Origin of the sequence: Streptomyces kronopolitis, assembly GCF_014646275.1 — a bacterium.
In the GTDB taxonomy this organism is placed as follows: Bacteria; Actinomycetota; Actinomycetes; order Streptomycetales; family Streptomycetaceae; genus Streptomyces; species Streptomyces kronopolitis.
Genome location: NZ_BMND01000003.1, coordinates 250,547 through 262,188, shown reverse-complemented (window position 1 = coordinate 262,188; position 11,642 = coordinate 250,547). Strand labels below are relative to the sequence as shown.

At 74.7% G+C, this 11,642-nt stretch carries 10 protein-coding genes; 3 read left to right on the top strand and 7 right to left on the bottom strand.

Annotated elements, in window-relative coordinates:
• Positions 1-33 precede the first annotated feature (33 nt).
• The gene (locus IEY78_RS05440) at positions 34-1,386 is read left to right on the top strand and encodes an RICIN domain-containing protein (protein WP_373294071.1); all 1,353 of its coding nucleotides are present in this window, start codon (positions 34-36) and stop codon (positions 1,384-1,386) included.
• Between the two features lie 10 nt (positions 1,387-1,396).
• Here IEY78_RS05440 and IEY78_RS05435 read toward each other — a convergent pair whose 3' ends face one another.
• The 6 genes from IEY78_RS05435 to IEY78_RS05410 form a co-directional block, all read right to left on the bottom strand.
• Positions 1,397-2,104: a DUF5701 family protein gene (locus IEY78_RS05435; RefSeq protein WP_189096413.1), complete on the bottom strand. Its 708-nt coding sequence runs from the start codon at positions 2,102-2,104 to the stop codon at positions 1,397-1,399.
• Positions 2,105-2,198: 94 nt separating this feature from the next.
• Positions 2,199-4,280, bottom strand: coding sequence for an ATP-binding protein (locus tag IEY78_RS05430; RefSeq protein ID WP_189096412.1), 2,082 nt, complete (start codon positions 4,278-4,280; stop codon positions 2,199-2,201).
• Positions 4,277-4,939 (bottom strand): Pvc16 family protein, encoded by a 663-nt coding sequence (locus IEY78_RS05425; RefSeq protein ID WP_189096411.1) that lies wholly within the window; start codon positions 4,937-4,939, stop codon positions 4,277-4,279. The genes IEY78_RS05430 and IEY78_RS05425 overlap by 4 nt, the downstream gene beginning before the upstream one ends.
• Positions 4,940-5,033: 94 nt before the next feature.
• Positions 5,034-5,723: a response regulator transcription factor gene (locus IEY78_RS05420; RefSeq protein WP_189096410.1), complete on the bottom strand. Its 690-nt coding sequence runs from the start codon at positions 5,721-5,723 to the stop codon at positions 5,034-5,036.
• 150 nt (positions 5,724-5,873) lie between these two features.
• Positions 5,874-6,680, bottom strand: coding sequence for a VOC family protein (locus IEY78_RS05415; protein WP_189096409.1), 807 nt, complete (start codon positions 6,678-6,680; stop codon positions 5,874-5,876).
• A gap of 145 nt (positions 6,681-6,825) precedes the next feature.
• Positions 6,826-7,959 (bottom strand): acyl-CoA dehydrogenase family protein, encoded by a 1,134-nt coding sequence (locus IEY78_RS05410; protein ID WP_189096408.1) that lies wholly within the window; start codon positions 7,957-7,959, stop codon positions 6,826-6,828.
• Between the two features lie 205 nt (positions 7,960-8,164).
• Here IEY78_RS05410 and IEY78_RS05405 point away from each other — a divergent pair, with 205 nt between their 5' ends.
• Together IEY78_RS05405 and IEY78_RS05400 are read left to right on the top strand one after the other, a co-directional pair.
• Positions 8,165-9,766: an AMP-binding protein gene (locus IEY78_RS05405; protein ID WP_189096407.1), complete on the top strand. Its 1,602-nt coding sequence runs from the start codon at positions 8,165-8,167 to the stop codon at positions 9,764-9,766.
• A gap of 20 nt (positions 9,767-9,786) precedes the next feature.
• Positions 9,787-10,635 carry a PaaX family transcriptional regulator gene (locus IEY78_RS05400; protein WP_189096406.1) on the top strand — a complete coding sequence of 283 codons (849 nt, stop codon included), beginning with the start codon at positions 9,787-9,789 and terminating at the stop codon, positions 10,633-10,635.
• A 34-nt stretch (positions 10,636-10,669) separates the two neighbouring features.
• On the opposite strand, the gene IEY78_RS05395 is transcribed toward IEY78_RS05400, so the two are convergent.
• Positions 10,670-11,434 carry an HAD family hydrolase gene (locus IEY78_RS05395; RefSeq protein ID WP_189096405.1) on the bottom strand — a complete coding sequence of 255 codons (765 nt, stop codon included), beginning with the start codon at positions 11,432-11,434 and terminating at the stop codon, positions 10,670-10,672.
• Positions 11,435-11,642: the final 208 nt, after the last annotated feature.

Sequence of the window (11,642 nt, the reverse complement as noted above, 5' to 3'; positions counted from 1 at the left end):
TGCCCGCCGGACGAGTTGACTGCCCGGGTGAGTATGTGGACTTCACTGGAACCGGCCGCGATCACCGTTGACCCGGGTGCCGCCGCGAGCGTACGGCTGCGCCTGCGCAACACGGGCGACACCGTCGAGGAGTACCGGCTGCGGCCGGTCGGCGACCCCGCGGGATGGACGCGGGTGGAGCCGGAGGTGCTGCGGCTGTACCCGGGGGCCGAGGGCACCGCGCAGGTGACCTTCGCGCCCCCGCGGACGCCGGACGCCGTGGCCGGGCCGACGCCGTTCGGCGTCCGCGTCGAGCCGGCCGAGCACCCGGAGATCCGCGATGTGGTCGAGGGGCAGGTCACGGTCGGTCCGTTCACCGAACTCCGCTGCGAGTTGGTCCCGTTGGCCGTGCGCGGCCGGTGGCGTGCCAAGGCGGCGGTCGCCGTGGACAACCTCGGCAACCAGCCGCTGACGGTCTCGCTGTCCGGCCGGGAGAACAGTGACGCCCTCAGCGTCGAGGCGCAGCCGGGCTCGGTGCAGGTCGCCCCGGGACGCGCCGCCTTCGCACAGCTCCGGATCCGGCCCGGCACGGTCAGCTGGATCGGCGGCAGCAACAAGCACCCCTTCACCGTCTCCGCGCTGCGCGCCGGCGTGCCGGAGCCGACGGAGCTGCACGGCAGCTACCTTCAGCTGTCGGTGCTGCCGCGCTGGGCGATGGCGCTGTGTTCACTGCTGATGGCGGCGGTGCTGGCGTTCGTGGCGCTGTGGTTCACCGCCCAGCCCTCGGTGACCACCGCCGCGAAGGAGAAGCCCGGCCAGGCCGCGCGCCCGATCGAGCCGCCCAAGAAGCCGGCGCCCCCGGCGCCGTCCGTGCAGCCGTCGCAGGCCCCGTCGGCCCCGGAGAAGCCCGCGGACAAGGCGCCCAAGGGCGGCGACGACAAGAAGGACGAGGGCCCGCAGGCGCAGACGATCCGCAGCGCCGTCAACGGCGGCTGGTACCTCCAGGTCAACCAGGGGGATCAGACCGACGGCACACAGGTCGGCCAGAACCCCAAATGGACGGCTGACGAGTTCGGCCGCAACCAGTGGTGGGTCATCCACCACTTCCCCGAGAACAACACCGTCGCCCTGGAGGCGGCCAGCGCCCCGGGCAGCGTCGTCGACACGAAGGCCGGCACCAACGAGGTCCAGATCGAGGCGGTCTCCGCGGAGGACCTCCGTTCGGGCAAGCTGCCCACGAACCAGAAGTGGCGGCTGGAGGACGCGGCCGACGGCCGCACCCGCATCGTCAACACGTCCAACAACGAGTGCCTGACCGATATGCAGAACGACAAGGGTGCGGTCACCTGGGCGTGCAGCGACGGGCCCAACGAGCGGCAGGACTGGAAGATCGCCGACGGGCAGTGAGCGCGGGCGCTCAGTTCGCTCCGCGGCGGCCCGTCGCGGAGGCGAAGCCCAGCCAGGTGTGCCGGTTGCCGGCCCAGCACCAGCCGACCTTGGGGGCGTTGCGGCGCTCGCGGCCGTCCCGTCCGGTGCCGTTGCTGATCCAGACCGCCGGGGTGCGGGCGTCCAGGGTGCCGTCGGCCTTGCGCAGGCGGGAGCCGATGGTCATGAAGCAGTGGTTGCGGGCCAGGACGGCGGGCTGTTGCAGCACCCAGTGGATGCCCTCGGTGAGCAGCAGCGGGGTGCGGTCCCGGGCGGTGAGGGCGGGCAGCGCCTCGTTCGGGCTCCGGTTGGCCAGCTCGTCGCCGCGCTCGGGGCCGGTGACGAGGTAGAGCGGCGCGTCGGGCAGCACGAGGGTGTCGAGCGGCGCGAAGCGGTCGACGTCCTGCATGTCGGTGACGACGAAGCCGGGTGTGCCCTCGCGGCGGAGCAGCGGCGCGAGGGCGGAGGCCGGGGCGCGGTCCGGGTGGACGGCGAGCAGGGCGCCGCCGAGCCCGCCGCCCCCGGGAGCTGCGGCGGTCCCGGCCGACTCGGCCGCTTCTGCGAAGGCGTACAGCTCGTCGGCGGACAGCCCGGCGATCGTGTGCACGCCCCGCTCGATCAGGAGCGCGGCCTGCGTGCGCGGTGCCGGGAGGGCGGGGAGAGCGGTGGGGCGGGCGGCGGCGGGCGTGGGTTCGTGCACGATGCTCCCTGGGGCGTCGGCGTGGACGGGCCCAGGGCCAACGAGCCGCCCGGCCGGAACATTCCCGGCCCGGCGGCTTTGCCCGTCTCTCGTCTCAGTGCCACAACGGCGACGCGTCCGGCACCAGCCGCCCCATCTTGCGGTACTCGCGCCGCGCGCCGGCCCGGATGTCCTCGGCCGACACCGGCGCGCCGCGGCCCGCGGCGAGGTATCCGGCGGTCACCGCGGCCGACCTGATCGCCCCGCCGGACAGCTCGAACTCCTTCGCGCAGGCCTCCAGCCCGAGGTCGTCCGCACACGGCGTGGCCGTCAGGCAGGAACGCCACAGCGCGGTCCGCTGCTCAGCGTCCGGGAACGGGAAGTCGACCACCAGGTCCAGCCGCCGGGTGAAGGCGTCGTCGATGTTGGCCCGCAGGTTGGTGGTGAGCACGGCGATCCCGTCGAACGCCTCCAGCCGCTGGAGCAGATACGCGCTCTCCAGGTTCGCGTAGCGGTCGTGCGAGCTCTTGACCTCCGAGCGCTTGCCGAAGACGGCGTCGGCCTCGTCGAAGAGCAGCAGGGCGTCCGTGCGATCCGCCTCGGAGAAGATCCGCTCCAGGTTCTTCTCGGTCTCCCCCACGTACTTGTCCACCACCGCGGACAGCTCGACCACGTAGAGGTCCAGGCCCAGTTCCCCGGCCACGACCTCGGCGGAGAGCGTCTTCCCGGTGCCGGACTCCCCGGCGAACAGGCCCACCACGCCCCTGCCGCGCCCGCCGCCGGTACGCAGCCCCCACGCGCCGAGCACCTGCTCACGGTGGCGGGCCCGCTGCACCAACTCGTGCAGCAGCGCGAGCGGTTCGGGCGGCAGGACCAACCCGTCGAAGCCGACGGCCGGCCGCACCCGCCGGGCGTGCCGGTCCAGCAGCGGGGCGGACTGCTGGCGTGCGCTGCGCTGGACGTGGGCGGCGGTCAGCGGCGTCCCGTCGAAGGCGGCGAGGGCGGTGGCCGCGCGGGCCGCCCGGCGGATCTGCCAGGCGGCCAGCCGGTAGGGCGCCACGGCCGCGCCGAGATCGAAGTCGGCCTCCACAGAGCCGAGTTCGTTGCGCCACACCTCGGCCGGCGCCACCGCGCCGTGCGGCGCGTCCAGCGCGAGCAGCCCGGCGTCGGGCGCCCAGCCGGGGTCGAACGGTTCACTGCCGAGGAACACCACCGGCACGTCCCGGCCCGCCAGCGCCCGGACGAGCCCTCCGGGCCGCTCCGGCAGCGGCCCCACGACGAGCGCCGCCCGCCGCAGCCGCGCCTCGCGCAGCAGCGCGCCCAGCGGAACCGCGCCGCCGTCCTGGCCGCCCTCCGGCCGGTACCGCAGCACGGGCAGGCCGGCGCCCCGCAGCGCGTCGCTCACCGGCCCGGCGGCGGCACCGGGACGGCGCTCCCGCAGATGCGCGGCGAGCGGCCGCTGTCCCGCGAGGACGGCCAGCCGCCCGAAGAACCCCTCCCCGTCGCCGTCCTGGCCCTCCCCGGGCCCCTCACCGGACGGCAGCAACTCCACGCCGCCACCGCAGAGTTCCGGGTCGAGTCCCTCGTCCCCCAGCAGATGGGCCACCACCCGCTCCGGCACCCGCAGCGCCCGGCCGGGCAGCGGCCGGTCCGCGTCCTCGACGACGAGCAGCCCGCCGGAGAGCAGCGGCGCGGCGGGGTGGAAACGGGCGCGCGCCGACGGCTCGTGCGGGCCGGTGCCGGCCAGCTCCAGGGCCAGGGCGACGGTGGCGCGGCGGCGCCCGACATCGTCGTTGAGGTAGCCGTAGAGCGGCTCGAAGCTCCGGTCCACATCGGGGGCGAGCGCGGCCACGAGGAGGGCGAGGTCCAGGGCGGACAGCCCGAACTGCCGGGCGAGCGCCCCGGACCGGTCCGCTGCCCCCGCTTCCGCCTCCGCCGCTCCCGCCGCGTCGTCACACGCCTCCGCCGCAGCGGATTCCGGCGGCCGCGCGGCCAGCCGCCGGGCCGTCTCGGGGGTCACATACAGGCCGCGCAGCGGGTCGGAGGCCGTGGGGTCGCCGGCGCTGCGCCGCTCGACGAGCCCGGCCACCCGCTCCCGCAGCCGCGCCAGCCGCCCGAGCAGCGCACCGCTCGCGTCCTCGCGCTCCGCCGCGTCCTCGCACTCCGTCGTGTCGGCACGCGCCGCCGTCCCGCTCACCGCTCACCCGCGCGAGGGCTCGTCCCGGACGGCTCGGCCTCCGGGACCGACCGGAGCATCCGGAGTCGGGAGTCGTCCGGCGTGCCGTCCACGCCGCGGACGACCACCGCGGCGCCCTCGGTGACCGGGGGCGCCACCTCGTACGAGGGTGTGACCGGGAAGGGCACGGTGATCACCACGTCCAGGGACGGCTTGAGTTCGCCGCCGAGCGCGGACCAGATGTCGGCGATCGAGCGGGACTCGGGAGGCGGCACCGCGACCGTGAGCGGGATCGTCGCCGCCAGTGCCCGGAGCGCCTCGGTCAGTGCCTCCGGGGGCAGAGTTTCCTGCCCGAGCAGGCAGCCCAGCGCGGCCGACAGCAGCCGGTGCTCGTCCTCCGGGCGACTGGTCCAGGCCGTGACCAGGTAGGACAGCCGGAACCAGCGCGGCGGCTGGCGTCTGCGCACCACCACGCCGCGCGCGTCCCGCTCCGCGATCGCCCCGCGCTCGCGGCGGGCCACGTCCTCGCGTATGTCGTAGAGATACGCGTTGAGCGTGGGGGTGTTGCGCCGCGCCGCCCAGTCGCGGCTCGGCGCCTCGAACGCTACGTCGCCCGCCCCGTCCGGCAGCGCCCCGCGGCGCAGCACCCGCCGCAGCGCCTCGTCGACCTCGTGCATCATCCCCGCTCCCCCGTCCGCGGGCGGGCGTGCGCGACGCCGGTGTTCTTCCCTGGTTCCCCGGGTTCCCCTGGTTCCGCAGCAGCTCCGGAGCGCATCAGATGTATCCCTCTCGTAGTGCGTAGGCGACGGCGTGCGCGCGGTTGCGCAGGTGCAGCCGCGTCATCAGGCCGTGCAGAACGTTCTTGACGGTGCGTTCGGAGTAGGCGAGCTTCTCGGAGATCTGCCGGGTGTCCAGCCCCTCGGCGATGAGCCGCAGCACATCGACCTCGCGCGCGGCCATCCCGAACGCCGGCGTCAGCGCGACCGAGGTGGAGGTCACCGCGGACCGCCGGAGCCGTCCCACCTGGGTGAGCAGCGTGCTGATCAGGTCCGGCGGCAGATGGCCCTCACCGCGCGCCGCGCTCTGCACCGCCCGTAACAGCCGCCGCGGGGTGGCCTGGTGGTGCCAGAGAATGGCCCGCACGCCGTACTCTACGGCGGTCAGCAGGTCCGGCTCGCGCAGATCCCGCGCGATCAGCACCACCCGCTGCTCGCCGCCGCGCACCAGGCGCCGCAGCTCGGCCGCGGCGGACTCGTCGAACCGGTCGACGAGCGTGACGGCCACGGCCCCCGCCGCCTCCCCGCCGCCCCTCCCCCACACTCCGTCACCCCGTTCCCCGTCCACCGCGCCGCCCCGGTACGGGACGATCTCGACGGAGGGCTCCAGTTGCAGATGGCTGACCACGCCGGCCCGGCTGAGCGGGTCGGAGGCATGCACGGTCACCGTGACACGTTTCTGGGGCATTCGCGTTCCTCATCTCATCCCCCGCCGGCAGATAGCCGCAGAGTGCCTGAACGCGATCAACAATCACTTACCGGACGATCAACGCGCCCCGGCACCACGCCCGCCCGGAGCCTGCGGCCCGGCCCCGCGCTCTTCCCCCGGCCTGCCCGCTCACCCCGCCGTCTCCTCCGGGGTCAGCACCACGAACTCCGCGCCCGCGGGGTCCGTGCAGACAGCGAGGCGGCCGACGCCCTCGGCGGTCTCCGGACCCATCGACAGGGTTCCGCCGTTGCCCGTCACCAGGCCGACGGTGGCATCGCAGTCCCGCGAGGCGAACACCGGGTGCCAGTACGGCGTTCCGCCGCGGCCGAGGAAATCGGCCGGGACCTCCATGAGGCCGCCGTGCGTCCGGTCCTCGCCGCTGTTCGCGGGGGTGAGCAGGGTGTAGGTGCCGCCGCCACCGCCGGGGAGCGGCATGTCCCGGGTGCTCCAGCCGAACACGGTGGAGTAGAAGGCCCGCGCGGCGGCCGCGTCGGTGGTGTACAGCTCGGTCCAGCACAGCGCGCCGGGGATGTCCGCGGCTTCGAGGCCCGGGTCCTTCAGGGGCTGCCAGACGGCGAATTGCGCCCCTTGCGGGTCGGTGAACTGGGCGAACCGGCCGTCGTCCGCGCCGACTTCGACGGGGGCCACCCGCACGGTGCCGCCGGCCCGCTCCACCGCCCTGGCCGTGGCGTCCGCGTCGGGGGTGTGGAAGTACAGCGTCCAGGCGGAGCGGGCGCCGTCCTCGGTGAGCGGACCCACCGCGCCGACCGCGCTGCCGTCGAGCCGGAAGAGGGTGTAGCCGCCCGCCTCCTGACCGCTCTGCGGCGCGGACCGCCAGCCGAACACGGCTCGGTAGAACGCCGCGGCGACCTCGACATCAGGGGCGCCGAGATCGAGCCAGCAGGGGGAGCCGGGGACGGCGTCGGTAGTGATCATGGCGATTCCCTTCGCGGATCCTCTCTGCTGTTCAGCCTGCCATCCGGCACTGACACCCGCCCGTCGGCCGGCCCCGGCCGACGGGCCCGCTCACCGGGTCGTCACAGGGCCGGAAGGCGGTGCCGGCACGCAGCGGGCGCGCGGTTCAGCTCCGTTCCCGGTACAGCTCCTTGGCGATGATCGAGCGCTGCACCTCCGTGGCCCCTTCGTAGATGCGCGGTGCACGGACCTCCCGGTAGAGGTGTTCCAGCAGGTGGCCGCGGCGCAGCGCGCGGGCCCCGTGGATCTGCACGGCCGCGTCGACGACGTACTGGGCGGTCTCGGTCGCCAGCAGCTTGGCCATGGCCGAGCGGCGCGCGATGTCCGGGGCCCCGGTGTCGTACGCGGAGGCCGCCGCGTACACCAGGAGCCGGGCGGACTCGACCCGGGTGGCCATCTCGGCGAGCTGGTGGCCGACGGACTGGAGGTCCTTCAGCGGGCCGCCGAACGCGGTGCGCGCGCCGGCGTGTGCCAGTGCCGCGTCCAGCGCGGCCTGCGCCATGCCGACCGCGAAGGCGCCCACGCTGGGCCGGAAGAGGTTCAGCGTGGCCATCGCCACGGCGAACCCCGCGTCCACCTCACCCAGGACGTCCGCCCTGGTCACCGGCGTGCCGTCGAAGACGAGGGTGCCGATGGGGTGCGGGCTGAGCATGTCCAGGCGCTCGCCGGTCAGTCCGGGACGGTCGGCGGGGACCAGGAAGGCAGTGACGCCGCGGGCGCCCGCGCCGCCGCCCGTGCGGGCGAAGACCGTGGCGAAGTCGGCCTCGGGGGCGTTGGAGATCCAGCACTTCTCGCCGGTCAGCCGCCAGCCGTCCGGCCCGTCCGGCTCGGCGGCGAGCGACAGCGCCGCGGCGTCCGAACCGGCGCCCGGCTCGCTGAGCGCGAAGGCCGCGACCGCCCGGCCCGCGCCGACCTCCGGCAGCCACCGCGCCCGCTGCGCCGCCGTCCCGGACTGCACGACCGGATAGGCCCCCAGCCCCTGGAGCGCCAGCGCGGTCTCCGCCTCCGTGCACTCCTGGGCGAGGGACTCCCGCAGCAGGCACAGGTCCAGGGCGCGCAGGGCGCCGTCGGCGGGGAACAGGCGGCGCAGCAGGCCCAGTTCGCCGAGGGCGGCGACGAGCGGACGGTTGACCCGGCCCTCGGTGCCCTGCTCCGCCAGCGGCCGCAGCCGCTCCGCGGTGAGCGCGCGCAGTTCGGCACACCATTTGCGCTCATCCGGTCCCAGCGCGAATACGGTCACGAGGCGGCTCCCTGGTAACGGTCCTCTATCGCGGTCTGTTGACTGCCGTCACGAACACGTTACGCTGACGACGGATCCGAACGGCAGTACCCGACCCGCGGAACGAGCAGTCCCCCGAGCCTTCCCACCGGTTCCGTACCGGCCTTTGCAGTCCCCCTCCCACCACCGGCCGCCCGTCGGCCACCCGCCCAAGGGGGCACCCGCCATGGAGCTACGGCCCTCGGCGCACGCCGACACCTTCGCGCGCGACCGGCTGCCACCGCCCGACCAGTGGCCGCACCTCACCGATCTGGGCTATCCCGACCACCTGAACTGCGGCGCCGAGCTGCTGGACGCCACCATCGCCCGGCTCGGCCCCGACCGGCCCGCGCTCCGTGACGCCGACGGCCCGGTATGGACGTACGGCGAGCTGCGGGACCAGGTGGACGCCATCGCCCACGCCCTCACCGGCCCGCTCGGGGTGGAGCCCGGCAACCGCGTCCTGCTGCGCGGCCCCACCACGCCGTGGCTGGCCGCCTGCTGGCTCGCCGTGATGAAGGCGGGGGCGGTGGCGGTGACCGTGCTGGCCGCGCAGCGCCCCGAGGAGCTGGCCACGATCTGCGACATCGCCCGGGTGCGGTTCGCGCTGTGCGATGTCCGCGCGGTCGACGATCTCGCCGGGGCGGGCGTCCCGGAGCTGCGGATCACCCCCTTCGGCGGGGACGGCCCGGACGACCTGCGCCGGCTCGCCCGGCCGGGCGGGGCGCCGTATCCGGCGGTGCCGACCGCGGCCGACGATGTCGCGCTGATCGCCTTCACCTCGGGCACCACCGGGCGCCCCAAGGGCTGCATGCACTTCCACCGCGATGTGCTCGCCATCGCGGACACCTTCTCGGCGCAGGTGCTGCGCCCCGAGCCGGACGACGTGTTCGCCGGCAGCCCGCCGCTGGGCTTCACCTTCGGTCTCGGCGGGCTGGTCATCTTCCCGCTGCGGGCCGGCGCCTCGGCCTACCTCGCCGACTGGGGCGGGCCGGAGCGGCTGCTCGGCGACATCGCCGCGCACCGGATCTCGGTGCTGTTCACCGCGCCGACCGCCTATCGCGCGATGCTCCCCAAGCTCGCCGGGCACGACGTCTCCTCGCTGCGCCGCTGCGTCTCGGCCGGCGAGAACCTCTCCGCCGCGACCTGGCAGGCCTGGCACGAGGCGACCGGCCTGCGGATCATCAACGGCATCGGCGCCACGGAGCTGCTGCACATCTTCATCTCGGCCGCCGACGAGGCGATCCGGCCCGGCACGACGGGCCTGCCGGTCCCCGGCTTCCAGGCCCGGGTGGTGGACGCGGCCGGCACCCCGCTACCGGACGGCGAACCGGGGCTGCTGGCCGTCCGCGGGCCGACCGGCTGCCGCTATCTCGCGGACGCCCGGCAGACCGAGTACGTCCGGGACGGCTGGAACATCACCGGCGACACCTACGTCCGCGAGCCCGACGGCTACTTCCGCTACGTCGCCCGCGCGGACGACATGATCATCTCGGCCGGCTACAACATCGCGGGTCCGGAGGTGGAGGACGCGCTGCTGCGGCACCCCGATGTGACCGAGGCGGCGGTGGTCGGCCGGGCCGACGAGCACCGCGGACAGCTGGTCGTCGCCCATGTCGTCCTGCGGGCGGGAGTCGCCCCCGACGACGCGACGGTGGCGGCCCTGCGCGCCTTCACCAAGACCCGGATCGCGCCCTACAAGTGCCCGCGCGAGATCGTCTTCCACACCGCCCTGCCCCGCACCCCCACCGGCAAGCTCCAGCGCTTCCGGCTGCGCGACCCCCGCTAGGCCGACCGTAGAGTGACCCGGTGAACGACCAGCAGACGCAGCGCACCCCACGGTCCCTGATCGTGACGTTCTACGGCGCCTACGGACGCGGCGAGCCCGGTGGTACGGGCCGGGCCGCTCCGGTGCCGGTCGCCGCGCTGATCCGGCTGCTCGGCGCGCTCGGGGTCGATCCGCCGTCGGTGCGCTCCGCGGTCTCCCGGCTCAAGCGGCGCGGACTGCTGGTCCCCGCCCGGACGGACACCGGGGCGGCGGCCTACGGACTGTCCGACGACGCCCGCCAGCTCCTGGAGGACGGCGACCGCCGGATCTTCGGCCGGCCGGCCGCGCGGCTGTCCGACGGCTGGGTGCTGGCCGTCTTCTCCGTCCCCGAGGAGGAGCGGCACAAGCGGCACCTGCTGCGCTCCCGGCTGGCGCGGCTGGGCTTCGGCACCGCCGCGCCGGGGGTGTGGATCGCCCCCGCACAGCTCTACGAGGAGACCCGGCACACCCTGGAGCGGCTGCAACTGGACCCGTACGTCGACCTGTTCACCGGCAGCCACGCCGGCTTCGCCCCCACGGCCGACGCGGTGGCGCGGTGGTGGGACCTCGATGCCGTGGCCGCGGCGCACCGCGCCTTCCTCGCCGCGCAGGAGCCCGTCCTGCGCCGATGGTCACCGCGCCGCCCGGTTCCCCCCGAGGCGGCCTACCGTGACTATCTGCTGGCGCTGGACGCCTGGCGTCAGCTGCCCTATGCGGATCCCGGACTGCCCTCTCCCCTCCTGCCGGAGGACTGGCCGGGCGGCCGCGCGGCGGAGGTGTTCGGCCTGCTGCACGCCAAACTGCACACCGCCGGGGCCCGTTACGCACACGAGCTGACTGCCGGGGCCTAGCGCCCCCTCCCCTGCCTCCCCCGCTCCCCCGGTCTCAGCGACGGCGCTGCTGGGCCCCCACCGGCACGCCCGACCGCGGCCTGGCGGCGGCGATCACGGAGACCACGTCCTTGAAGGAGCTGCACATCCGGGTGCCGGCGACCCCCGCCAGCTCGCCGAACTTGCCGACCCCGTAGGTCACCGCGACCGGCTCCATGCGCGCGGTGACGGCCATCCGCATGTCCCCCACGGTGTCCCCCACGTACGCGCTCTGCCACGTCGCGACACCGAGCCGGCCGGCGGCACGCAGCACCATCTCCGGGTGCGGCTTGCCGCGCCGGACCATGTCCTGGCCGATGACCGGGCCGACCAGGTCGCGGATGCCCATGACGTCGAGGAGCGCCTCGGCGCTGCGGGTCGTCTTGGACGTGGCGACGGCGAGTTCGACGCCGTGGGCACGCAGCGCGGACAACCCCGCGGTCACACCGGGGAAGAGCAGCTGCGGGCCCTGGCACAGGACCTCGTAGGAGAACAGCTCGCGGTAGCGGGAGATGGCGGCCTGCACCCGGCCGTCCTCCTCGGGCAGGCCCAGCAACCGGCCGAACGCGGGGCCGGGGGGCTTGCCGATCGCGGCGGCGGCCTGCCGCGGGGTCACCGCACAGCCCTGCTCGGATGCGACCTTGACGAGAAGTTTGCTGATCGCGGGGAGAGTGTTGGCGAGGGTGCCGTCCAGATCGAAGACGGCGGCCCTGATGGTTTCACCGCCGGCGCCCCGCGCGCCTCTCACGGGACGTTCGCCGACTTCCGTTGCTACGCGCATGGCTGAGACCTTTCCGGATTCCTATGGGTGCAGGGGCTCGGGTGACGTTGCTGGCTCGGCTGGTCGGGCGGCCTGCGGTCGACGACTGGTGTGGGCAGAGGCGGTCTCGCCATGGCGCACCACTGTCCTGGGGCGGTACGCGACCGTCGCGGCGGCTGCGTCGGAAGACCTCGTCCCGTTTACCGCCTTCGGAGATTTAAAAACCGCC